We start from the raw sequence: 21,733 nt of genomic DNA on the forward strand, positions 1-21,733 counted from the left end.
CGCCGTTGTTTCTGGCCGAGGCGGGATCAGCCCTTGATCACGACCGACGGGGAAACCACGTCGATCCCCAGCGCCTTGCCGACGGCGTAGTAGGTCAACTGCCCGGCATGGACGTTCAGCCCGGCCAGCAGGTGCGGGTCGTCCTGGCAGGCCTGCCGCCAGCCTTTGTCGGCCAGCGCCAGCATGAAGGGCATGGTTGCGTTGCCAAGGGCGATGGTCGAGGTGCGGGCGACCGCGCCCGGCATGTTGGCCACGCAGTAGTGCATGATGCCGTCGACCTCGTAAATCGGGTCGGCATGGGTGGTGGGTTTCGATGTTTCGAAACACCCGCCCTGGTCGATGGCCACGTCCACAAGAACCGCGCCGGGCTTCATGGTCGACAGCTGAGCGCGGCTGATCAGCTTCGGCGCGGCCGCGCCCGGAATCAGAACCGCGCCGATCACCATGTCGGCATCGCGGATCAGCTCGGCCGTGGCGCCGGCGGTCGAGTACTGGTTCTTGAACTGGCCGCGGAACACATCGTCCAGATACCGCAGCCGCGGCAGCGAGCGGTCCAGAACCGTGACATCCGCGCCCATCCCGGCAGCGATGCGGGCCGCGTGGGTGCCGACCACCCCGCCGCCGATCACCACGACCTTGGCCGGCCCCACGCCGGGCACGCCGCCCATCAACACGCCGCGCCCGCCATTGGCCTTTTGCAGCGTCCACGCGCCGACCTGCGGGGCCAGGCGCCCGGCGACTTCGGACATCGGCGCCAAGAGAGGCAGCCCGCCATTGGCATCGGTCACGGTTTCATAGGCGATCGCGGTGCAGCCCGACGCCAGCAGATCCTTGGTCTGTTCGGGGTCGGGGGCGAGGTGCAGATAGGTGAAGAGCACCTGGCCTTCGCGCAGCATCTTGCGTTCGACCGCCTGGGGTTCCTTGACCTTGACGATCATCTCGGCGGTGGCGAAGACCTCGGCGGCAGTGTCCACGATGCGGGCACCGGCGGCGACATAGGCATCGTCGTCAAACCCCGCCCCCAGGCCGGCGCCGCGTTCGATGATGACCTCATGCCCGCGCGCGACGGCCTCCTGCGCGGCGTTCGGGGTCATGCCGACGCGGAACTCCTGCGGTTTGATTTCTTTTGGGCAACCGATTTTCATTGGGCTCTCCGTTCACAAGCTGCACAAATTATGTGCAGTTTGTGGCGCAATTTTTGTGAAACTCGATGCGCATTCGAACTAAAATGCGGGACAATATTCGATAGACTTAGACAAACTTGCAAAGAAAGTGCGTTAATGAGCCTGGATGCGACCGACCGAAAGATTCTGGCTGCTCTGCAGCGCAAGGGGCGGATGTCGAATGCGGAACTGTCCGAACAGGTCAACCTGTCGCCCTCGGCCTGTCACCGTCGGGTGCAGCGGCTGGAGGCCGACGGCTATATCCGCGACTATGTCGCCCTGCTGGACGCGCGCAAGCTGGGCGTTCCGACGACCGTGTTCGTCGAAATCACCCTGCAGGGTCAGGCGGAAGAGGTTCTGGAGGCTTTCGAGAAGGCGGTGCGGCGCATCCCCGACGTGCTGGAGTGCCACCTGATGGCAGGAACCGCCGACTATGTGCTGAAGGTCGTGGCCGAAAACACCGAGGATTTCGCGCGCATCCACCGCCAGTATCTGTCTCGGTTGCCGGGCGTGGCGCAGATGCAAAGTTCGTTCGCGTTGCGAACGGTGTTCAAGACCACGGCTTTGCCGGTCTAAGCGCGGCCGGCGGCGGTTGTATCCGCCGGGCGGCCGGGCCAAGATCGGGGTCCGGCGGTAGCGGTCGCCGCGTCATGTCCCGGTTACACGGGATGGCTAAGACCCGCAGCCACGAAAGACAAGGAGCAGCCCAATGGCCGAAGAAGAACAACAAACCCCGTTGGCCGACCAGAATGAAAACGGCCGCGACGCCGACGACGACACCCCCGACTGGCTGGAGGCCGAGCTTCAGGACACGCTGGACGAGGATATCGAGATCGAGTTCAGCGAGCCGATGCTGTCGATGGAGGTGCGCAAGATCTACCGCGAGCAGCACCCCGACATGCTGGATCGCCGGGTCTATTTTCGCAACCTGCTGCGCCTTCAGGCCGAGCTGATCAAGGTACAAGACTGGGTTCAGCATACCGGCGCCAAGGTCTGCATTCTGTTCGAAGGCCGCGATGCGGCGGGCAAGGGGGGTGTGATCAAGCGAATCACCCAGCGCCTGAACCCCCGCGTCGCACGGGTCGTCGCGCTGCCGGCCCCCAGCCGGCGCGAACAGAGCCAATGGTATTTCCAGCGCTATGTGCCGCACCTGCCGGCCGCGGGCGAGATCGTGCTGTTCGACCGGTCCTGGTACAACCGCGCCGGGGTCGAGCGGGTGATGGGCTTTGCCACTGAAGACCAGGTGGAACAGTTCTTTCAGGACGTTCCGGAATTCGAGCGCATGCTGGTCCGGTCCGGCATCATCCTGCTGAAATATTGGTTCTCGATCACCGACGAGGAACAGCAGCTGCGGTTCCTGATGCGGATCCACGACCCGATGAAGCAATGGAAACTGTCGCCGATGGACCTCGAATCGCGCATCCGCTGGGAGGACTATACCAAGGCCAAGGAGGACATGCTGTTCCGTACCAACATCCCCGAGGCGCCCTGGTACATCGTCGAAGGCAACGACAAGAAGCGCGAGCGCCTGAACTGCATGGAGCACATTCTGACCAAGATCCCCTATGAGGACGTCCCGCACGAAAAGGTCACGCTGCCCGACCGCAAATACAACCCCGAATACGAGCGCCGTGTGCTGCCCGACGAGTTGTACGTGCCCAAAATCTATTGATGGACCGCCCCGATCCGGGGCGCGCCTCTCACGGGATCAAAACAGGAAATCGCCGCGTCCGAGGTCGGCCAGAAGGATGTCTTCCAATATCATCTGGTGGCCCAGACCATCGTCGATCATCACGTCGTTGCCTGACTGAACGGCGTGGTTGTTCATAAGATCGGCATAGTTGGCGATTGCGTCGCTGCCGCGCAGATCGACAAGATCGGCGGCGCCAAAATCGATGACCCGGTCGATGCCGCTGGAAAAGACGAACTGATCGGCTCCGCCACCGCCGACCAGGGTGTTAGCCCCTCCGCCGCCGACCAGCCTGTCATTGCCACTGCTTCCGACCAGCCGGTCGTCTCCGGTCGCGCCGAGCAGCAGATCATTGCCCGCGCCGCCATGCAGAAGGTCATTCCCGCCGCCACCCAGCAGGCGATCGGTGCCGGCCGCGCCGACCAGCCGGTCGTTGTCGCCGTGTCCTTTGAGCACGTCATTGCCGTCGCCGCCGTTGATCCGGTCGTCGCCGAATCCGCCCGCGATCAGGTCGTTGCCGCCACGCCCGTTCAGCGTGTCCGCCCCGTTGCGCCCAATCAGGACATCGCGCCCGGATTGCCCGATCACTATGTCGTCGCCGGCGCCGCCATCGATGCGTCCGGAATCTCCGGCTTGCAGAACCAGCCAGTCGTCGCCGTCGCTGCCCACCGTCCCCGCGGCGACGATCTGACGCTGTGGGTCCGTCGGGGCGGGCGGTGTTGGGGCGGTACCGGTATCCAGTTGGACAGGCGCCGCGGTGCGCGCAAAATTTTGCGTCACCATGACCGCGTCATAGTTGACGCCATTGTGCAGGTACTTGCCCAGTTCGATGCCGATTCCGACAACCGTGACATTGGGGTCCAGAATATTCGCCCTATGTCCGGGGCTGTTCATCAAGGCGGTATGCAGGTCCTGCACGTCGTCGCTCAGCCCGGGGGCTCCGCGCACGCTTTGCCATGCAATATTTTCGGTCGCGCGCCAACTGCCCGAAAACGAAAACCCGGCGCTGGCCATCCTGTCCCACGGGTCCGACCCGCCGGCGCCGGTGTGGCTGAACTGGTCCACATGCAGCATCCAGCGGCTGTGGTCTTCGGCCGCGTCATTCAGGCGCAGCTCGAGTTGGACAGGAGCAAGGCCTCGACTGCTGCGTTCGGCATTGATGAGGTCCAGCATCTGCCGTTCAAGGTTGCTCGCGACTGACAAAGTTCCGTCTCCAGTGACTCGGGCCTATTCTGGCCGGACCATAGTGGCGACAATTTGACGATGGAACGCAGAAAGCCTGCTGAAATCGCCGCTGGGCAGATCACCACTCAGACATGCGCGGCAATGTGCGGCAATCTGCCTATGCGCGTTGCCCGGCTGTTGCACCGGGCATGACAAGGAATGCGGTCAGATTCGGCAATCGCAAACGACAAACCCCCGGGCAAGGCCTCGGGGGTCGTCAATAGTGTCATCCAAAGCTGGAGGAGGTTTGCTCAGAGCAGACCTTCGCGCTGGGCTTTCTTGCGTGCCAGTTTGCGGGCACGGCGGATCGCTTCAGCTTTCTCGCGCGCTTTTTTCTCGGACGGTTTCTCGAAATGCTGCCTCAGCTTCATTTCACGGAACACGCCTTCGCGCTGCAGCTTTTTCTTCAGGGCACGGAGCGCCTGATCGACATTGTTGTCGCGAACACTAACCTGCATGTGGTTGTCACCACCTTTCTAAGTTCGAGTTGCAAGGAAATTGCAGGAATTGGCCGTATAGCAAAGCGGACCTAACTTGTCTAGTACTATGCCAGACAGTTGGAGAGCCGCCATGACCGTGATCTATGAAGACGCCAAGCAGCAGTTGCTGGACGCCATCCTGACCCATGTGCCCTTTGACGGATGGTCGGACACCAGTTTTCGCGCGGCGATTGCCGACTGTGGCCTGGACGAGGGGCTGGCGCGCGCGATCTGTCCGCGCGGTGCGGTCGATCTGGCCTTGGCCTTTCACGACCGGGGCGATGCGGCGATGCTGGAACGGCTGAAATCCGAGGATCTGAGCGATCTGAAGTTTCGCGACCGGATCGCGGCGGCGGTTCGGTTCCGCCTGCAGGCGGTTCCCGACAAAGAGGCCGTGCGCCGGGGCGTGGCCCTGTTTTCCCTGCCCATGTACGCCGGTGACGGCGCCAAGGCGGTCTGGGGCACCTGTGACCTGATCTGGGATGCGCTGGGCGACACGTCCGAAGACGTGAACTGGTACACTAAACGCGCGACGCTTTCGGGGGTATATTCCTCGACCGTGCTGTTCTGGCTGGGCGATGACAGCCCCGACCATCAGCGCACATGGGAATTTCTGGACCGTCGCATCGAAAACGTGATGCAGTTCGAAAAGCTCAAGGCGCAGGTGAACAAGAACCCGCTTCTCAAGCCGTTTCTGGCCGTTCCCAACTGGCTGGCGAGCCAGGTGCGGGCTCCGATCCGGATGCGCGCCGACCTGCCGGGCATGCTGCACCCGCGCAAGTAAGCGGCTGTTCCCGCTGGGCCTTTGCCGATTTGACTGATACCAGTTGCGCAAAGGAGATTTGCCGATGACCAAGATGATGCGCGCTGTCGAGATCACCTCGCCGGGCGGCCCGGATGTTCTGCAACTGACCGAACGCCCCATACCCGACCCCGGCCATGGTCAGGTGGTTCTGAAAGTGGCCTATGCCGGCGTCAACCGCCCTGATGCGTTGCAGCGGGCCGGGGCCTACGATCCGCCGCCGGGGGCCAGCGATCTTCCGGGGCTCGAGGCGTCGGGCGAGGTGGTCGCCATCGGCGCGGGGGTCTCGGGTCTGGCCCTGGGTGACAAGGTCTGCGCGCTGCTGCCCGGTGGCGGCTATGCCGAATATGTCGCCACGCCCGCTGCGCATTGTCTGCCGGTGCCCACCGGCATGGGCCTGAAAGAGGCCGCCTGCCTGCCCGAAACCTTCTTTACCGTTTGGTCCAACGTCTTCACCCGCGGCGGGCTCAAGGCGGGCGAGCGGTTCCTGGTGCATGGCGGCTCCAGCGGTATCGGCACCACCGCGATCCAGTTGGCCAACGCGTTCGGCGCCCGGGTCTTTGCCACCGCCGGGTCTGACGAGAAATGCGCAGCCTGCGTGGCGCTGGGGGCGGAAAAGGCGATAAACTACAAGACCGAGGATTTCGTGGCCGTCCTGCGGGCCGAGGGCGGGGCCGACCTGATCCTCGACATGGTGGGCGGCGACTATATCCCCCGCAACGTCAAGGCGCTGGCCGAGGATGGGCGGCTGGTCCAGATCGCCTTTCTGCAGGGGCCGGTGGCCGAATTGAACTTTGCCCTGATGATGGTCAAGCGTCTGACCCTGACCGGCAGCACCCTGCGTCCGCGAAGCGACCTGGCCAAGGCCCGGATCGCGCAGGACCTGCGCGAGGCGGTCTGGCCGCTGCTGGAGGCGGGCAAGGTTGCGCCGGTCATGGACAGCGAGTTCGATTTGGCCGAAGCGGCGGCCGCGCATGCGCGGATGGAAAGCTCGGGCCATATCGGCAAGATCGTTTTGAAGGTTTCGGGCTGAGGGCGGCAGCCCCGCGTGCTTCAGGCGACGGCCCGGCGGTACAGGTGCCAGGTTGCGTGACCCAGAACCGGGATCACCACGATCAGCCCCAGCATCAGCGGAAGCGCGCCAAGCACCAGAAATGCGGCCACGATGCACCCCCAGGTCAAAATGACCCGGGGGTTGCGCCGCAGTACCCGGACCGAGGTGACGACGGCCACCGGCAGGCCGACCTTCCTGTCCAGCAGCAGGGGAAAGCTGACCACGCTGATGGCCAGCGCAACCAGCGCAAAGCCAAAGCCCACCAGGGTACCGGCCAGGATCATGGTCCAGCCCGCGCTTGTGGTGACGGCCTGCGTCAGGAACGGGCCCAGCGCCGTTGGCGCTTGTGGCCCCATCGTGTGCAAGAAGATCGCATGCGCCGCCGCCAGCCACACCAGCAGCAACATCACCAGGTAGAAGCCCAGCGCCAGGATCGCGTCCAGTGACGGCGAGCGGAACACGCCGAACGCGTCCAGCCAATGCACCTCGTACCCCTGTTCGCGTCGGCGGCTGATTTCGTACAGGCCAAGGGCCGCCACCGGTCCGATCAGGGCAAAGCCCGCGATCAGCGGGGCCAGCAGCGGTACCATGTCGGCCTGCATGCCAAGCCCGAACATCACCAGCCCGGCGATCGGATAGATCAGGACGATGAAGATCGCGTCGGCGCGGCCCGCCTTGAAATCCTCGTACCCGGCCTTCAGGCAGGCTCGCAGGTCCTGCAGGGTCAGCCTGCGCACCTGCGGCAGGTGCCGGGTGTCCGCGCTGCCGATACCTGTGACGTTTTCCGCGATATGCTCGGTGGTCGCACCCAGATTGCGGGCGGCCCAACTGACTGGATTGCCGATCGTTTTTGCCATCTTGATCCCTTTCCTTGGCCCACACGCGCCGCGGAATGCATCCGGCATCGGGTTGCCCGTGGCCGGATGGCCCGGCAACGCCCTATTTCAATTTACCACATTCCGGCAGTCATGCACTTCACTGTTCCGAGATCGGGTGATTGCCCTGTGGCGCAGGCATGTTAGCTTGGCAGCAGTTTTCAGGAGGTGAGCATGCAGCAATCGGCGCGTAACGTAGTCATCCATGAAACCGGCGGCCCCGAGGTTCTGAAGATCGAGGACAGGCCTCTGCGCGATCCCGGGCCGGGGGAGGTTCTGATCCGGCACCATGCCTGCGGGTTGAATTTCATCGATGTCTACCAACGTTCGGGCCTGTATCCGCTAGACCTGCCGCATGCGCTGGGCATGGAGGGCGCCGGCGTCATCGAGGCCGTGGGCGAGGGGGTAACCCATTTGCAACCCGGCCAGCGCGCGGCCTATGCCGCCATGCCGCCGGGCGCCTATTGCGAGGCGCGGGTGATGCCGGCGGCCCAAGTCTGCCCGCTGCCGGGCGGGATTTCATTCGAGACGGCGGCGGCCATGATGCTCAAGGGGTTGACGGTCGAATATCTGTTCCACCGCACCACGCCGCTCAAGCGGGGCGACACGGTCCTGTTCCACGCCGCTGCCGGGGGCGTGGGCCTGATCGCCTGTCAGTGGGCCAAGTCCGAAGGCATCAAGCTGATCGGGACCGCGGGTACCGACGACAAGTGCCGGTTGGCGATGTTCAACGGTGCGACCCATTGCATCAACTATCGCACCGAAGATTTCGAATCCCGCGTGGCCGAAATCACCGGCGGCAAAGGTGTCGATGTGGTGATGGATTCGATCGGGGCCGACACGTTCAACGGGTCGCTGAACTGCCTCAAGCCGCTGGGTATGATGATCTCGTTCGGGAATGCCTCCGGCCCGGTGCCGCTATTCGACATCGGCATTCTGGCGAAGAAAGGATCTCTGAAGATCACCCGCCCAACGCTGTTCACCCACATCGCCGACCACGCGGTTTGTCAGGCAATGGCCCGCCGGTTGTTCAACAAGGTCACCGGCGCCGAGGTCAAGATCCACATCGACCAGCGGTTTGCGCTGGATGAAGTGGCCGAGGCGCATCGCGCGCTCGAGGCGCGCAAGACCACCGGCAGCACGATCCTGCTGCCATGAAAAAGGCCCGGCGCATCTGGCCGAGCCTTTCGATTTCGGGGGAGGGGTCAGAACCGGTAGGCCGCGCGGATCTGGAACGTCGTGGCGTCCACGTCCACGCCGGTCGAATTGAAATTGTCGAATTCGTGGTACAGGATTTCGCCCGCGATCGAGACGTTCGGAACGATGATCTGTTCATAGCCTGCGCCGATGAACCAGCCGTCGTCGCTGCCCAGTGTGTCAGTACTGGCCTCGGCGTAACCGGCCACGCCGTACAGCAGGCCCTGCGGGTTAACCTTATAGCCGGCACGGGCTTTCAGTCGCCAGACATCCTCGACCGTCGCGGCCCCCGACAGATCCACATCCGACCAGTCATAGTCGAAGCCGCCGCCGACGACCCAATCGCCCAGATCATAGTCGTAGCCCAGGATGATACCGCCGATCACGCCGTCGCCATCGACCCCGGACAGGCTGGTGCCAATATCGGCATAGCCGATCTGCGCGCCGCCGTAGAAACCGGTCCAATCGCCCGAGGATTGCGCCATCGCGGTGCTGGCAGCCAAGGTCGCAACCGTAGAAAGAAGTGCCAATTTTCCCGTCATCTTCGTTCCTTTCAGTCAAATGATGTGCCGCGGCCACAGGTCGCCGGCGGTCCGTGAAATCGTATACGGCCGGTCGCCGGCCGTGGATCAATCTGGTCCGACGCTCGGGCCATATGACGCCCCCTTTTGGGGAAGAAATGTGCTGGCTTCATTGAAAACAAATGGACCTGCGCACACGGCTTTCAAGCAACGCCCGGCGGCAGAGGCGAACTGCCGCCGGGGTGTCAGCGGATTATTGCTGCAGTGCGGCCGGATCCTTGTCGGCGATGGTTTCCCAGTTTGCGCTGGCTTTTTCGATAAAGCCGGGAATGTCACCTTCCCAGCGTTGCTGGATGTCTTCCGACAGGTTCAGGTACAGCTTGTTGTCGACGATCTTCCAATAGGTCGGATCCCCGTCGAACTTGAAGCCCATCGCGGCCCCGAATGCGCAATAGCCGCCATAGGCCGGCAGATATGCCTCGGGGTTGGCCTCGAAGGCTGCCTTGTGTTCCTCGGTCGCGAAGCGGTACAGCGCGTCATTGTGCAGGGCCGTGATCTTGTAGCTGCCCTTGGTCGCCTCACCTTCGGTGAAATAGGCCACCGGGTCATAGCCCTGCATGGCCAGACCGGTCGACGAGGCGTTGATTTCGACCCCGGCCGCCAGGGCCGAGCTTGCTATTGCGACCGACAGCGCCACGCCGCCCAACAGGGATTTGATCTTGTTCATGGTTCCACCTTTCCTGATCGGGCCAGCCCGGCATGTCCACGCGCGGGTGTTCCGGCTCCGAAATTGCGTATCGTGCGCCCGGTGATCGGGTGTCACGACACCTCAGGTGGGAAAGGCGCCGATCACGTTCAAAGCAATCAAACGTGATTGGGCCGTGGACGGGCAGACGGCGCTAGGATTTGCCGATTTTGGGTTCGGTTCCGGCCTTGATGCGGGCCAGGTTTTCACGGTGCCGCCAGTAGATCAACAGCGTCAGCACCGCGCCAAGGGCAAAGGTGGCGCCGTTGGTCAGCAGGGTGATCCAGATGGTCGACAGCGCCGCCGCCGCAAGGGCACCGATGGATGAAATCCGCCAGATCATCGCCGCCACCAGCCAAGTCAGGCAGCAAGCAACGCCGACCCGCCAGTCCAGCGCCAACCAAAGACCCAGAAAGGTGGCCACACCCTTGCCGCCCTTGAAGCCCAGCCAGACCGGGTAGCAATGGCCGACAAAAGCCGACAGCGCCGCGATCTGCGCTGCGTCCTCGCCAGCCAGCACCCGAGCCAGAAGAACCGCCAGCGCGCCTTTGCCCGCATCGAACAGCAGGGTCAGCGCGGCCGCCGCTTTGTTCCCGGTGCGCAGAACATTCGTGGCGCCGATATTGCCCGATCCGATCTTGCGCAGGTTGCCCAACCCCATCAGGCGCGCGACAAGCATACCGAAGGGGATGGACCCCATCAGGTATCCGATCGCGGCCCAGATGATCAGTTGGGTCGTCGTGCCGTCGAGAGGGGGCATCAGGGTCTCCGGTAGATTTCTTTGCCTGCAACGTAGGTTGCGGTGACCTTACCCTGCATCCGCTGCCCGTCAAACGGCGTGTTCTGCGATTTCGATTTCAGCGTGAACCGGTCCAGCACGAAGGGCACATCCGGGTTAAACAGCAACAGATCGGCCGGGGCGCCCGCGCTCAGGCGGCCGCAGTCCAGCCCCAGTCGTTTCGCCGGGTTCAGCGCCATGGCCCGGAACAGGGTCGGAAGGTCCAGTTGATCGGCATGATACAGGCGCAGCGCAGCCGGCAGCAGGGTTTCCAACGCCACCGCGCCCGAGGCCGCCTCTTCGAACGGCAACCGTTTGCTTTCTTCGTCCTGCGGCGTGTGCATCGAACTGATCGTGTCGATCAGGCCGGAGCGCACGGCCTCGATCACCGCCTGCCGGTCATCCTCGGAGCGCAGCGGCGGCTTGACCTTGAAGAAGGTGCGATAGTCCGCCACGTCCAGTTCGTTCAGTGTCAGGTGATGGATCGAGGTGCCGGCGGTGATGTCCAGCCCGTTGCGCTTGGCCCGCTCCAGCGCGGGCAGGGCGCGGGCCGTGGTGATCTGATCGGCGTGATAGGCGGCGCCGGTCATTTCCAGCAAGGCGATGTCGCGGTCCAGCCCCATGCGTTCGGCCATAGGCGAAACGGCTGGCAGACCGCGCAAGGCGGCGAACTTGCCGCTGGTGGCGGCGGCCCCGCGGCTCAGGCCAGGGTCCTGCGGGTGGGCGATGACCACCGCGCCGCAGGCCTTGGCATAGGTCAGCGCGCGGGAAAACACCTTGGTATCGGCCACCACATGGTCGCAGTCGGTAAAGGCCACCGCACCCGCATCCATCAGAAACCCGATCTCGGTCATTTCGCGCCCGTCGCGGCCCTTGGTCAGGGCGGCCATGGGCAGCACGTTGACGGGCGTGTCAGCCTGGGCGCGGCGGGTGACGAATTCGAGCGTTTCCGGCGTGTCGATCGCAGGCAGGGTGTCGGGTCGGGTGACCATTGTGGTCACGCCACCGGCCGCGGCGGCAAGGCCCGCGGATTTGTAGCTTTCCTTGTGTCGCTCGCCCGGCTCGCAGACCTTGACGCCGATATCGACGATGCCGGGGGCCAGACACTGACCGCCGCAATCGATCATCTGCGCGTCCGCTGCGGGCGCCGAACCGCCCCCGCTGACCACGATCCGTCCATCGGCCACGTGCAGCCAGCCCAGCGCGTCGGTTCCGGCTTCGGGGTCGATAAGGCGGGCGTTGGTGAAGATCAGGTTGGTCATGCCATTGCCCTTTCAATCGCAGCTTTGGTGGCGGCCGGGTCGGTCTGGTACTTGATCAGGTGCTTGTCGCCGCCCTTGGTGACGATCTGCACGAAGCTGCCCATGATATTCACGGCCGCGATCTGCTTCAGCGGCACGCTGCGTCCGCCGGGGCCGGTCAGGGTGGTGTTGGTCATCTGCCAGTTGGTCGCCAGTTCCTCCGACGCCAGGTACCACGCCCGGACGCCCACCGCCGCCAGACCGGCCGGGGCGCCGGTCCAGACATAGGGATTGCCGATCAGCCACAGCACGAACATCGCGCCCGCCATCGCGCCCGCGGCCAGCCAGGCGTTGGTGCGGACATAGGCGCCCTTGTCCGGCGCAAAGATCACAGGATCAGCCACAGAGCACCTCCGATGACCAGCAGTATGATCAGGGCAAGTATGGCCGATCCCGTCTGGCGGGGTTGCTCGCTCGAAACCGGGTTCGGCGCGGCCGAGTACGGCCTCGCGCTTTCGGTCGCGATAGTGCCGCCGGTCCAGTTCGTGGCCTCTTCGGTGTAAAGGCCGATCAGGCGCAGGCGCGGGTCGGGGTCCAATGTGACCGCGCGCCCACCCAGAGCGGCGCTGCGCAGCACCAGAACCCAGCCGTCGACCGACTCCAGCTTGGCCCGGTCCAGCTGGCCCTCGGAGACGCCGCAGCCCTCGCTGAGATAGCCGTAGAGGCCCAGATCCTCGAGGTCGGACACCGGAAAGACGTCGATCTGCTCGGGGTCCAGCCCCGAGACCCCAAGGACCTGATCCGCCGCGCCGGGTTCGCGCAGGAACTTCGCCTCTTCGGGGCGCATGTCCAGCGCGAACAGGCGGATCACGCCGCGCTCGCCAGCGGATAGGGTCAGATCGCTCATGCCGCCTCCTTTAAGTTGCGGGCCAGCAGTTCCATCGCGGCCATGCGCACGGCGACGCCCATCTCGACCTGTTCCTGGATGACCGAGCGGTTGATGTCATCGGCCAGCGTCCCGTCGATTTCGACGCCGCGGTTCATCGGGCCGGGATGCATCACGATGGCGTCCGGCTTGGCCAGCGCCAGCTTGGCGGCGTCCAGGCCATAGCGGTGATAGTATTCCCGTTCCGACGGGATGAACCCACCATCCATCCGCTCTTTCTGAAGGCGCAGCATCATCACAACGTCCACGTCGCGCAGGCCCTTGGTCATGTCGTCATAGATCTCGGCCCCGAATTCGGCGAATTGCGCGGGCACCAGCGTCGGTGGGCCGATCAGGCGGATGCGGTTTTCCATCTTGCCCAGCAGGATCAGGTTTGACCGCGCCACGCGGGAATGGGCGACATCCCCGCAGATCGCCACGTTCAACCGGTGCAGCCGCCCCTTGGCCCGGCGTATGGTCAGCGCATCCAGCAGCGCCTGCGTTGGGTGTTCGTGCCGCCCGTCACCGGCGTTCAGCACCGCGCAGTTGACCTTCTGGGCCAGCAGATCCACCGCGCCCGAATGCGGATGCCGCACCACCAGCAGGTCGGGATGCATCGCGTTCAGCGTCATCGCCGTGTCGATCAGGGTCTCGCCCTTTTTGATCGAGCTGGCCTGCATCGCCATGTTCATCACATCCGCGCCCAGACGCTTGCCCGCAAGTTCGAAACTGGCCTGCGTGCGGGTCGAGTTTTCGAAGAACATGTTGATCTGGGTCAGCCCCGCCAGAACGTCCGAGTGCTTGGCCGATTGCCGGTTTAGATCGACGTATTTTTCGGCCAGGTCCAGAATGGCGGTGATGTCGGATTGGGACAGATGCTCGATGCCAAGTAGGTGACGATGGGCGAAACGCATGGGCCGGGCTCCTGTCTGACAGTAGCGCCGCTTATAGAAAGCGCAGCGCGTCGGGGCAACTGGACTCAGTCCCCATCGGGTAGTTTCTCGCATCCGCCTTCGGGCAGGCACCGCTCGCCGGGTTTGCACCACTTGCCGTATCCGCAATCGACGGCCTTTCTGGGCACGCAGCCTTGATTGGCCGAGCATTTGAACCCGGTGCGGCACTGCGATCCGGTCTCTTCGCACAGGTACCAGCCGGGGCGGGTGCAACCTCCGCCGGGCAGGCAGGTCGAGCCGGGTGCGCAGGTCCGCCCGTCGTCGCAGGGCATTGCCGGTTTCGGTGAGGGGTCGAAGTCTGGCGAACTGCGCTCGCATTCGCCGCGCCCGTTGCAAAAGGTCCCGCCCGGGCAATCCAGCCGCGAGGCGCATTTGTTCGCCCCTGCCGGTGCACATCGGGTGCCCCCGGCCACGCATTTCTCGAACGGTCCGCAGGACCGCCCGCCGCCGCAATAGGTGCCCCCGGCCTGAATGCAGAACCCGTCAAAGCTGCAGCGTTGGCCGACCGAGCAGCATTTCAGACCGCACTGGAACTGGCCCGCGCGGCATTGTCCGCGATCATCGAGAAACGACTGGGCCAAGGCCGTGCCTGTCGGCAGGACGAACAGGGCAATCAACAGGAGTTTCAGCATTCGGACCATGACAGGGCCATGGTCGGTCGGGCAACGGGTCAAGGCAAGGCCAATTCGCTTTCCCTTCTCGCAAAGCTGGTTAGATTGATGAGCATGGAATCGGCCCTTGATCCTTTTACCGCGCGCGCCCTGCTGGAATGGCAGGTCGAACTGGGTGTGACCGACGCGATCGTCGACACCCCGATCGATCGCTATGCCCTGCCGGACACGACGCCCAAGGCGCGGAAACCTGCTACGCCTCAGGCCGCGCCGCAGAAGCCGGTTGCGCTGGACCCGGTGGCCGAGGCGAAAAAGTCGGCTGCGGCCGCATCGTCTCTGGATCAACTGCGCGCGGCGATGGAGGCGTTCGCTCATTGCGACCTGAAGCGCGGCGCGCGGCACCTGGTCTTTGCCGACGGCACCGCCGGTGCGCCTGTCATGATCGTCGGCGAGGCTCCGGGCCGTGATGAGGACCGCGTGGGCAAGCCATTCGTCGGCCGCGCCGGGCAGTTGCTGGATCGGATGCTGGCCGCGATCGATATGGACCGCGCCCAAAACGTCTACATCACCAATGTCCTGCCTTGGCGCCCGCCGCAAAACAGGGACCCTCGGCCGGACGAGATTGCCATGATGCAGCCGTTTCTGGAGCGGCACGTAGCCCTGGCCAAGCCGAAGGTTCTGGTGGTGATGGGCAACATCAGCTGTCAGGCAGTACTGGGCAAACGCGGCATCACGCGGCTGCGCGGTCAGTGGGATCAGGCGCTGAACCTGCCGGTCCTGCCGATGCTGCACCCGGCCTATCTGTTGCGCCAACCCCATGCCAAGCGTCAGGCCTGGGCCGATCTGTTGGAACTGCGCGCGTTTCTGGAGGGCAATAGATGAAGATACTGGCCTTTTCCGACCTGCACTTGGCCCGCAACAGGGCGGCCGAACTGGTAGCGGCCAGCGCGGACACGGATCTGGTGATCGGGGCTGGAGATTACTGCAACGGGCGGCAAGGGCTGGATCAGGCGATGGAGATGCTGTCGGGCATCTCGGCGCCAATGGTTCTGGTGCCCGGCAATGCCGAAAGCGCCGAGGAACTGGCCCGGGCCGCGCCGGACGGCGTGCATGTGCTGCACGGGTCGGGCATGACGTTGGACGGCGTTGAACTGTTCGGGCTGGGCTATGGCGTGCCGGTCACGCCCTTCGGAGACTGGTCCTGCGATCTGACCGAGGCCGAGGCCGAAGAACTGCTGAACCGCTGCGACGGGGCCCATATCCTGATCACCCATTCGCCGCCTAAATCCTGCGGGGATGTCACATCGCAGGGACTGTCCGTCGGCTCGGTCGCGGTGCGCGATGCAATCGAACGGATTCAGCCCGAATTCAACTTTTGCGGGCATATCCACGACAGCTGGGGCGCACGCGGCAGGATCGGCCGCACGCAGGTGGCCAACCTGGGCCCCAAGGTCAACTGGTTCGAGGTCGAGACATGATTGAAGCCACCACGCTGCTGGCATTCGTTCCGGCGGCCCTGGCGCTGAACCTCACGCCCGGGGCCGACATGATGTTCTGTTTTGGGCAGGGTCTGCGTTCGGGCGCGCGCCTGGCGGTCGTGGCCAGCGCCGGGGTGTCGGCGGGTCTGATGGTGCATGTTCTGCTGGCCGGGCTGGGCCTGGGCGCGGCGGTTGCGGCGCTGCCATGGTTGTTCGACGTGATCCGCTGGATGGGCGTCGGGTATCTGCTGTATCTGGCCTGGGGCGCGATCCGCAACGGGGCGATCTTGGCCGAGACACCGGCCCGACCCACGCGTTTCGCCTTTCGCGACGGGATGCTGGTGAACCTGACCAACCCCAAGGTGATCCTGTTCGTGCTGGCCTTCATCCCGCAATTCGTCTCGCCCGACAGCGGGTCGGTCCTGCTGCAGTTCCTGACGTTGGGCGCGATCATCGCCGTCGGTGGGCTGGTGGTAAACGGCCTAGTCGGGGCCTTTGCCGGCGGGGCCGGGCGGGTGCTGGTCTCCAGCCCGCGCACCTCGCGCATTCTGGGCTGGGTCAGCGGCGGCGTCTTCACGGCGCTCGCGGTGCGGCTGACCGTCATGGAAAGGACCTGAACCCATGTCCCGCATCGACGAAACGATCGAGTTCATCCCTGTCCGCATCGCCGTTCTGACCGTGTCGGACACCCGGTCCATGGCCGAGGACCGGTCGGGCCAGACGCTGGTCGACCGGATCGAACGCGCCGGTCACATCCTGGCCGACCGCAAGATCATCCGGGACGAACGCGACCAGATCGCCGACCAGCTGCGCGCCTGGGTCGCCGACCCCCGGATCGACGTGGTCATCTCGACCGGCGGAACGGGGCTGACCGGGCGCGACGTAACGGTCGAGGCGCACCGCGATGTCTACGAAAAGGAAATCGAGGCCTTCGGAACCGTTTTCACCCTGATCTCGATGGAAAAGATAGGCACCTCGGCGGTGCAGTCGCGGGCCACGGGCGGCGTGGCGGGTGGGACCTATCTGTTCGCCTTGCCGGGCAGCCCCGGTGCCTGCAAGGATGCGTGGGACGGGATCCTCGAAAAACAGCTGGATTACCGCCACCGCCCCTGCAATTTCGTGGAAATCATGCCCAGATTGGACGAACATCTGCGACGGAAGTAGACTGGTCGTGCGTTTCAGGTGGGTTAACTGCCTTGTGGCTTGGCATTTTTTGCTGTCAGGCTACGTTCGTGTGCATGGCAGCCTGCTGCGACCGGAGTGAATGATCGATGCGATTTCTGCGGCAAAGCCTTGTCGGTATCTTTCTGGCGTCGCTGATGTTGGCGTTGCTGCTGGTGGCCGCGCAACTGATCACCGGTGCCGTGCAAGAGGTGATGACCCGCGATTCCGACCCGCCGCCCCCGCGCGAACGGGTGTTTGCCGTCACCGTCCAGAAGGCCGAGGTGACGACGGCCACCCCGTATCTCGAGGCTTTTGGACAGGTCCAGAGCCGCCGCCGGCTGGAGTTGCGGGCTGCGCTTGGCGGGCGCGTGATCAGCCTGGCGGAGAATTTCGAAGAGGGTGGCGAAGTCCGCGCCGGCGAGGTTCTGGTGCAACTGGACCCCGCCGATGCGTTGGCCGTGCTTGAACGGGCGCGATCGGATCTGCTTGATGCGCAGTTCGAACAGCGCGACGCGGAACGCGCGCTGCTTTTGGCGCAGGACGAACTGCGCGCCGCGCAGGCGCAATCCGACCTGCGCGAACGGGCCTTGCAACGCCAGAAGGATCTGCTGGAGCGCGGGGTCGGGGCAACGGCCAGCGTCGAAGAGGCGGAACTGGCTGCCGCCTCGGCCCGCCAGACGGTTCTGTCGCGCCGGATCGCGCTGGCCCAGGCCGAGTCGCGGGTCGATCAGGCGACCACGCTGCTGGCGCGCGCCCAGATCGCCTTGGACTCGGCCGAACGCGATGTCGATGACATGACGATCCGGGCCGGGTTCGACGGCACGCTTTCGGGTGTGTCTCTGGTCGAGGGCGGGCTGGTGACCGCGAACGAAAAGCTGGCCGAACTGGTGGATCCGCAGGCGCTCGAGGTCGCGTTCCGGGTGTCGACCGCGCAATATGTGCGCCTGCTGGACGAGCGGGGCGCGCTGATCACGGCGCCGGTCACGGTCTCGCTCGAGGTGACGGGGACCGATCTGGTCGCCACCGGACGCATCAGCCGTGACAGCGGTTCGGCTGGCGAAGGCCAGACCGGGCGTTTGATCTTTGCGCGGCTGGATCAGACGACGGGGTTCAAGCCGGGCGATTTCGTCACCGTCTCGGTGCAGGAACAGCCGTTGGAAAACGTGGTGCGCCTGCCGGCCTCGGCGCTGGATGCGCAGGGCACGGTGCTTGTGCTCGAGGGCGAGGACCGCCTTGCGGTTCTACCCGTCGAGCTGGTGCGCCGACAGGGTGACGCGGTTCTGTTGCGCGGGGCGGGCCTTGCCGGGCGCGAAGTGGTGGTGGCGCGCACGCCGCTGCTAGGCGCCGGTGTCCGGGTGCGCCCCGTCCGCATCGAGGACAGCGCGGCCGCCGACCCCGACATGGTCGAGCTGAGCGACGAACAGCGCGCGCGGCTGGTGGCCCAAGTCGAGGCCAGTGAGCGTATGCCGCAAGAGGTCAAGACCCGGGTGCTGAATCAGTTGGCCGCCTCGAAGGTGCCTGCGTCACTGGTGCAGCGCCTGGAAACCCGGACGGGGGGCTAGCGCGATGATGCGCGGGATCCCGGACGCAGCCGGCGGCCTGCTGAGCTATTTCACCCGGCACCGGACCGTGGCCAACCTTTTGCTGGTGGTGATGCTGGTCCTTGGGGCGGCCGCGGCCCCGAACATGCGGGCGCAGTTCTTTCCCGATGTCGTGATGCAATGGGTGGAAATCGACGTCGAATGGGACGGCGCCGGTCCCGAGGACATGGACAGTGGCATCGTCCAGATCCTTGAACCCGCGCTGAAGGGGATCGATGGCGTCGCCACCACCGAAGCGACTTCGCGCGAGGGAACCGCGAACATCGCCCTGGAATTCGAACCGAACTGGGACATGGCCCGCGCGATCGAAGACGTGCGCACCGCCATCGACAGCGTCACCAACCTGCCCGAGGACGCCGAAGAGCCCTCGATCCGGCGGTCAGCGTGGAGCGATCGGGTGACGGATGTGGTCATCACCGGCCCCGTTGAGGCCGAGCAGCTGGCCCGGCTGACGGACGAGTTGATCAACCGTCTGTTCGCGGCCGGCGTGACCCGTACCACGATCCGGGGGCTGGCCGCACCCCGCATCGTGGTCGAGGTTCCCACCGCGCAGTTGATCGCCCGCGACATCACGATGTCCGAGATCGCCGCCGCCATTGCCGCCGAAGTCACCGTCAACCCCGCGGGCGATGTGTCTGGGGCCAATGCCCGGATCCGCACCGGGATCGAAAAGCGCAGCCCCGAACAGATCGAGGGCATCGTGCTGCGCAACTATCCCGATGGGTCCAAGCTGGTGGTGCGCGACGTGGCGCGAATCCGGCTCGAGGGGGTGACCCGTAACCGCAGCTATTTCGTGGGCGAGAACCCGGCCATGTCGATCCGCGTGGACCGGTCGAACCTGGGCGACGCGATCGGCATTCAGCACACGGTCGAAGACGTGGTAGCCGAGATGCAGGCCACCCTGCCCGAAGGCATCACGATCGACCTGATCCGCACCCGCGCGCAGGCCATCACCGACCGGCTGGACATCCTGATCGACAACGGCCTGATGGGGCTGGGCTTGGTGGTGGGCCTGCTGTTTCTGTTCCTGAACGCCCGCATTGCCTTCTGGGTGGCCGCAGGCATTCCGGTGGCCATGTCGGCCGCCATCGCCTTGATGTATATCGGCGGGCTGTCGATCAACATGGTCTCGTTGTTCGGGTTGATCATCACGCTGGGCATCGTGGTCGATGACGCGATCGTCGTGGGCGAACATGCCGATTTCCGCGCCCGCCGCCTGGGCGAGCCACCGGTGGTTGCCGCTGAACGCGCGGCCCGGCACATGGCGATGCCAGTCCTTGCCGCCACCGTCACGACGGTGATCGCCTTTTTCGGCCTGACCGTTATCGGCGGCCGGTTCGGCGAGCTGATCCGCGACATTCCCTTTACCGTGATCGCGGTGCTGGCCGCCTCGCTGGTCGAATGCTTTCTGATCCTGCCCAACCACATGTCCCACGCCATTGCGCATTCAGCGAAGGAACACTGGTACGACTGGCCCAACCGGGTGGTGAACCGGGGCTTTCGCTGGGTGCGCGACCATCTGTTCCGCCCGCTGGTCGCCTGGGCCATCTGGGCGCGTTATGTGGTGGTGGCGCTGATGGTCGCCATCTTGGCCAGCCAGATCGCGCTGTTCATCCGGGGCGACGTGACCTGGCGGTTCTTCAACGCCCCCGAGCGCGGCTCGGTCACCGGCAATTTCATCATGGCCGAGGGCGCCACCCGCGCGGATACCTTGGAAATGATGCACATGCTGCAGCGCGCGACCGAGGAACTGGGCCGGATCTACGAAGAACGCCATGGCCGCAACCCCATCGATTATGTCCTGGCCGAGGTCGGCGGCAGCGCCGGCTATGGCCTGTCGGCCGCGCAGGGCAAGGACAGCGATCTGCTGGGTGGCATCTCGATCGAATTGATCGACGCCGACCTGCGCCCCTATTCCAGTTTCGAATTCGTGGGCGAGCTGCAGGAATTCGCGCCGCGCCACCCAAAGGTCGAGTTGCTCAGCTTCCGGGGCTGGCGTTCGGGTCCAGGGGGCGATGCGATCGACGTACAGTTCTATGGCGCCGACGTGAGCACGCTGAAGGCTGCGTCCGAGGCGCTGCAAGCCGAGCTGTCGAAATACCCCGAGGTTTCGGCGCTTGAAGACAACCTGGCCTATGACAAGGAAGAGTTCGTTCTGGACCTGACGGCCCAGGGCGAGGCGCTGGGCTTTCGCATCGAGACCCTGGGCCGGGTGCTGCGCAACCGCCTGAACGGGATCGAGGCCGCGACCTTCCCTGACGGACCCCGCAGTGCCGAGATCCGGGTCGAGTTGCCAGAAGGCGAACTGACGGCCGATTTTCTGGAACGCACCCTGATGCGTTCGCCCGAGGGTGTCTATGTGCCGTTGGCCGACATCGTTTCGGTTCAGCGCAAGTCGGGGTTCTCGACGGTACGCCGGGAAAACGGGCTGCGGGTGGTGACGGTCAAGGGCGACATCTCCGAGGATGACCCGGCCCGCGCTGCGGAAATCGCCCGCGCCATGCACGACGAGATTCTACCGAAGATCGCCGCCGACAAACAGGTCGACTGGCGCATGGCCGGCCTGAGCGAGCAGGAAAACGAATTCCTGGCCGAGGCCCGAACCGGGCTGATCCTGTGCCTGACCGGGATCTACCTTGTGCTGGCCTGGGTCTTCGCCAGCTGGACCCGACCGCTGGTGGTGATGTCGATCATCCCCTTCGGCCTGGTGGGCACGATCTGGGGTCACTACATCTGGGATGTTCCGCTCAGCATGTTCACTGTGGTGGGGTTGCTGGGCATGACCGGGATCATCATCAACGACTCGATCGTGCTGGTCACGACCATCGACCAATACCGGCAGGAGCGCGGGCTGGTGCCGTCGATCATCGAAGGCACGGCCGACCGTCTGCGGCCCGTGATGCTGACCACGCTGACTACGGTTCTGGGGCTGACCCCACTGCTGTACGAAGGGTCGCAACAGGCTCAGTTCCTCAAGCCGACGGTGATCACGCTGGTCTATGGGCTGGCGTTCGGCATGGTTCTGGTTCTGTTGCTGGTGCCGGCGTTGCTGGCCATACTGAATGACGTTGCCCGCCCCATGACCGCGATGCGCAGGGCGCTGCGCGCGCCGGACCGGGTGGTGCGCGCCTCGGCCATGGGTACCGGTGCCGCGATGCTGATGTGGATGATGGTCACGATGGTCTGGCCGTTGGTTGCGGGCGCCCCGGCCGGGGTTGTCGCGGGCTTTTAC

Annotated in this window: 23 protein-coding genes; 11 read left to right on the plus strand and 12 right to left on the minus strand. The window is 64.8% G+C overall.

Translation table 11 applies throughout. The features are described from left to right. Positions 1-26 precede the first annotated feature (26 nt). On the minus strand, positions 27-1,145 hold the full coding sequence (ald, locus tag AC2FMN_RS09295; RefSeq protein WP_496687620.1) for an alanine dehydrogenase: 1,119 nt from the start codon (positions 1,143-1,145) through the stop codon (positions 27-29). A 135-nt stretch (positions 1,146-1,280) separates the two neighbouring features. Here ald and AC2FMN_RS09300 point away from each other — a divergent pair, with 135 nt between their 5' ends. Continuing rightward, a complete protein-coding gene (locus tag AC2FMN_RS09300) occupies positions 1,281-1,739 on the plus strand; it encodes an Lrp/AsnC ligand binding domain-containing protein (RefSeq protein WP_490359842.1) in 459 nt (152 codons plus the stop codon). A 133-nt stretch (positions 1,740-1,872) separates the two neighbouring features. Next, entirely contained in the window at positions 1,873-2,835 is a 963-nt protein-coding gene (gene ppk2, locus AC2FMN_RS09305) for a polyphosphate kinase 2 (RefSeq protein WP_496681800.1), read from the plus strand. A gap of 36 nt (positions 2,836-2,871) precedes the next feature. On the opposite strand, the gene AC2FMN_RS09310 is transcribed toward ppk2, so the two are convergent. Next, a complete protein-coding gene (locus AC2FMN_RS09310; RefSeq protein ID WP_496687623.1) occupies positions 2,872-4,026 on the minus strand; it encodes a CAP domain-containing protein in 1,155 nt (384 codons plus the stop codon). Positions 4,027-4,328: 302 nt separating this feature from the next. Then, positions 4,329-4,535 (minus strand): 30S ribosomal protein S21, encoded by a 207-nt coding sequence (gene rpsU / locus AC2FMN_RS09315; RefSeq protein WP_007818122.1) that lies wholly within the window; start codon positions 4,533-4,535, stop codon positions 4,329-4,331. Between the two features lie 112 nt (positions 4,536-4,647). On the opposite strand from rpsU, the gene AC2FMN_RS09320 reads away from it, so the two are divergent. Together AC2FMN_RS09320 and AC2FMN_RS09325 are read left to right on the plus strand one after the other, a co-directional pair. Beyond that, complete coding sequence (locus AC2FMN_RS09320; protein WP_496687625.1) at positions 4,648-5,340, plus strand: COQ9 family protein; 693 nt, start codon at positions 4,648-4,650, stop codon at positions 5,338-5,340. A 64-nt stretch (positions 5,341-5,404) separates the two neighbouring features. Further along, complete coding sequence (locus AC2FMN_RS09325; protein ID WP_496687627.1) at positions 5,405-6,391, plus strand: NAD(P)H-quinone oxidoreductase; 987 nt, start codon at positions 5,405-5,407, stop codon at positions 6,389-6,391. A 20-nt stretch (positions 6,392-6,411) separates the two neighbouring features. On the opposite strand, the gene AC2FMN_RS09330 is transcribed toward AC2FMN_RS09325, so the two are convergent. Next, a complete protein-coding gene (locus AC2FMN_RS09330) occupies positions 6,412-7,269 on the minus strand; it encodes a DUF2189 domain-containing protein (RefSeq protein ID WP_496687630.1) in 858 nt (285 codons plus the stop codon). A gap of 192 nt (positions 7,270-7,461) precedes the next feature. Between AC2FMN_RS09330 and AC2FMN_RS09335 the strand changes: the two genes are divergently transcribed. Next, on the plus strand, positions 7,462-8,445 hold the full coding sequence (locus tag AC2FMN_RS09335) for a quinone oxidoreductase family protein (RefSeq protein WP_496681786.1): 984 nt from the start codon (positions 7,462-7,464) through the stop codon (positions 8,443-8,445). Positions 8,446-8,492: 47 nt separating this feature from the next. On the opposite strand, the gene AC2FMN_RS09340 is transcribed toward AC2FMN_RS09335, so the two are convergent. From AC2FMN_RS09340 to AC2FMN_RS09375, 8 genes are all read right to left on the minus strand, one after another. Beyond that, entirely contained in the window at positions 8,493-9,014 is a 522-nt protein-coding gene (locus AC2FMN_RS09340; protein ID WP_496687632.1) for an outer membrane protein, read from the minus strand. 244 nt (positions 9,015-9,258) lie between these two features. Next, positions 9,259-9,732, minus strand: a complete 474-nt coding sequence (locus AC2FMN_RS09345) for a YHS domain-containing (seleno)protein (RefSeq protein ID WP_496687635.1) — start codon at positions 9,730-9,732, stop codon at positions 9,259-9,261. A gap of 172 nt (positions 9,733-9,904) precedes the next feature. Continuing rightward, positions 9,905-10,510 carry a glycerol-3-phosphate 1-O-acyltransferase PlsY gene (gene plsY / locus AC2FMN_RS09350; protein WP_496687637.1) on the minus strand — a complete coding sequence of 202 codons (606 nt, stop codon included), beginning with the start codon at positions 10,508-10,510 and terminating at the stop codon, positions 9,905-9,907. After that, positions 10,510-11,790, minus strand: coding sequence for a dihydroorotase (pyrC, locus tag AC2FMN_RS09355; RefSeq protein ID WP_496687639.1), 1,281 nt, complete (start codon positions 11,788-11,790; stop codon positions 10,510-10,512). Before pyrC ends, plsY begins: the two co-directional genes overlap by 1 nt. Continuing rightward, complete coding sequence (locus AC2FMN_RS09360; RefSeq protein ID WP_496684328.1) at positions 11,787-12,173, minus strand: hypothetical protein; 387 nt, start codon at positions 12,171-12,173, stop codon at positions 11,787-11,789. Before AC2FMN_RS09360 ends, pyrC begins: the two co-directional genes overlap by 4 nt. Continuing rightward, positions 12,158-12,676: a hypothetical protein gene (locus tag AC2FMN_RS09365; protein WP_496687641.1), complete on the minus strand. Its 519-nt coding sequence runs from the start codon at positions 12,674-12,676 to the stop codon at positions 12,158-12,160. Before AC2FMN_RS09365 ends, AC2FMN_RS09360 begins: the two co-directional genes overlap by 16 nt. Beyond that, positions 12,673-13,608, minus strand: a complete 936-nt coding sequence (locus AC2FMN_RS09370; protein WP_496687644.1) for an aspartate carbamoyltransferase catalytic subunit — start codon at positions 13,606-13,608, stop codon at positions 12,673-12,675. Before AC2FMN_RS09370 ends, AC2FMN_RS09365 begins: the two co-directional genes overlap by 4 nt. A 65-nt stretch (positions 13,609-13,673) precedes the next feature. After that, the gene (locus AC2FMN_RS09375; RefSeq protein ID WP_496687646.1) at positions 13,674-14,279 is read right to left on the minus strand and encodes a scavenger receptor class F, member 2; all 606 of its coding nucleotides are present in this window, start codon (positions 14,277-14,279) and stop codon (positions 13,674-13,676) included. A 93-nt stretch (positions 14,280-14,372) separates the two neighbouring features. Here AC2FMN_RS09375 and AC2FMN_RS09380 point away from each other — a divergent pair, with 93 nt between their 5' ends. From AC2FMN_RS09380 to AC2FMN_RS09405, 6 genes are all read left to right on the plus strand, one after another. Continuing rightward, positions 14,373-15,140 carry a uracil-DNA glycosylase gene (locus AC2FMN_RS09380; protein WP_496687649.1) on the plus strand — a complete coding sequence of 256 codons (768 nt, stop codon included), beginning with the start codon at positions 14,373-14,375 and terminating at the stop codon, positions 15,138-15,140. Then, positions 15,137-15,736, plus strand: a complete 600-nt coding sequence (locus tag AC2FMN_RS09385) for a metallophosphoesterase family protein (protein WP_496687652.1) — start codon at positions 15,137-15,139, stop codon at positions 15,734-15,736. Before AC2FMN_RS09380 ends, AC2FMN_RS09385 begins: the two co-directional genes overlap by 4 nt. Next, entirely contained in the window at positions 15,733-16,353 is a 621-nt protein-coding gene (locus AC2FMN_RS09390) for a LysE family translocator (protein ID WP_496687654.1), read from the plus strand. The genes AC2FMN_RS09385 and AC2FMN_RS09390 overlap by 4 nt, the downstream gene beginning before the upstream one ends. Positions 16,354-16,357: 4 nt before the next feature. Beyond that, a complete protein-coding gene (gene moaB / locus AC2FMN_RS09395) occupies positions 16,358-16,900 on the plus strand; it encodes a molybdenum cofactor biosynthesis protein B (RefSeq protein WP_496684345.1) in 543 nt (180 codons plus the stop codon). 107 nt (positions 16,901-17,007) lie between these two features. Continuing rightward, positions 17,008-18,462 carry an efflux RND transporter periplasmic adaptor subunit gene (locus tag AC2FMN_RS09400; RefSeq protein WP_496687657.1) on the plus strand — a complete coding sequence of 485 codons (1,455 nt, stop codon included), beginning with the start codon at positions 17,008-17,010 and terminating at the stop codon, positions 18,460-18,462. A 4-nt stretch (positions 18,463-18,466) separates the two neighbouring features. After that, the coding region (locus AC2FMN_RS09405) for an efflux RND transporter permease subunit (protein WP_496687660.1) at positions 18,467-21,733 on the plus strand (3,267 nt) is incomplete at its 3' end.

The sequence above is a fragment of the Ruegeria sp. BHSC037 genome, from assembly GCF_059613045.1.

Coding starts and splice junctions, on each gene's coding strand:
- ald (WP_496687620.1), bottom strand. CDS start 1,145: ATGAAAATCGGTTGCCCAAAAGAAATCAAACCGCAGGAGTTCCGCGTC.
- AC2FMN_RS09300 (WP_490359842.1), top strand. CDS start 1,281: ATGAGCCTGGATGCGACCGACCGAAAGATTCTGGCTGCTCTGCAGCGC.
- ppk2 (WP_496681800.1), top strand. CDS start 1,873: ATGGCCGAAGAAGAACAACAAACCCCGTTGGCCGACCAGAATGAAAAC.
- AC2FMN_RS09310 (WP_496687623.1), bottom strand. CDS start 4,026: ATGCTGGACCTCATCAATGCCGAACGCAGCAGTCGAGGCCTTGCTCCT.
- rpsU (WP_007818122.1), bottom strand. CDS start 4,535: ATGCAGGTTAGTGTTCGCGACAACAATGTCGATCAGGCGCTCCGTGCC.
- AC2FMN_RS09320 (WP_496687625.1), top strand. CDS start 4,648: ATGACCGTGATCTATGAAGACGCCAAGCAGCAGTTGCTGGACGCCATC.
- AC2FMN_RS09325 (WP_496687627.1), top strand. CDS start 5,405: ATGACCAAGATGATGCGCGCTGTCGAGATCACCTCGCCGGGCGGCCCG.
- AC2FMN_RS09330 (WP_496687630.1), bottom strand. CDS start 7,269: ATGGCAAAAACGATCGGCAATCCAGTCAGTTGGGCCGCCCGCAATCTG.
- AC2FMN_RS09335 (WP_496681786.1), top strand. CDS start 7,462: ATGCAGCAATCGGCGCGTAACGTAGTCATCCATGAAACCGGCGGCCCC.
- AC2FMN_RS09345 (WP_496687635.1), bottom strand. CDS start 9,732: ATGAACAAGATCAAATCCCTGTTGGGCGGCGTGGCGCTGTCGGTCGCA.
- plsY (WP_496687637.1), bottom strand. CDS start 10,510: ATGCCCCCTCTCGACGGCACGACGACCCAACTGATCATCTGGGCCGCG.
- pyrC (WP_496687639.1), bottom strand. CDS start 11,790: ATGACCAACCTGATCTTCACCAACGCCCGCCTTATCGACCCCGAAGCC.
- AC2FMN_RS09365 (WP_496687641.1), bottom strand. CDS start 12,676: ATGAGCGATCTGACCCTATCCGCTGGCGAGCGCGGCGTGATCCGCCTG.
- AC2FMN_RS09370 (WP_496687644.1), bottom strand. CDS start 13,608: ATGCGTTTCGCCCATCGTCACCTACTTGGCATCGAGCATCTGTCCCAA.
- AC2FMN_RS09375 (WP_496687646.1), bottom strand. CDS start 14,279: ATGCTGAAACTCCTGTTGATTGCCCTGTTCGTCCTGCCGACAGGCACG.
- AC2FMN_RS09380 (WP_496687649.1), top strand. CDS start 14,373: ATGGAATCGGCCCTTGATCCTTTTACCGCGCGCGCCCTGCTGGAATGG.
- AC2FMN_RS09385 (WP_496687652.1), top strand. CDS start 15,137: ATGAAGATACTGGCCTTTTCCGACCTGCACTTGGCCCGCAACAGGGCG.
- AC2FMN_RS09390 (WP_496687654.1), top strand. CDS start 15,733: ATGATTGAAGCCACCACGCTGCTGGCATTCGTTCCGGCGGCCCTGGCG.
- moaB (WP_496684345.1), top strand. CDS start 16,358: ATGTCCCGCATCGACGAAACGATCGAGTTCATCCCTGTCCGCATCGCC.
- AC2FMN_RS09400 (WP_496687657.1), top strand. CDS start 17,008: ATGCGATTTCTGCGGCAAAGCCTTGTCGGTATCTTTCTGGCGTCGCTG.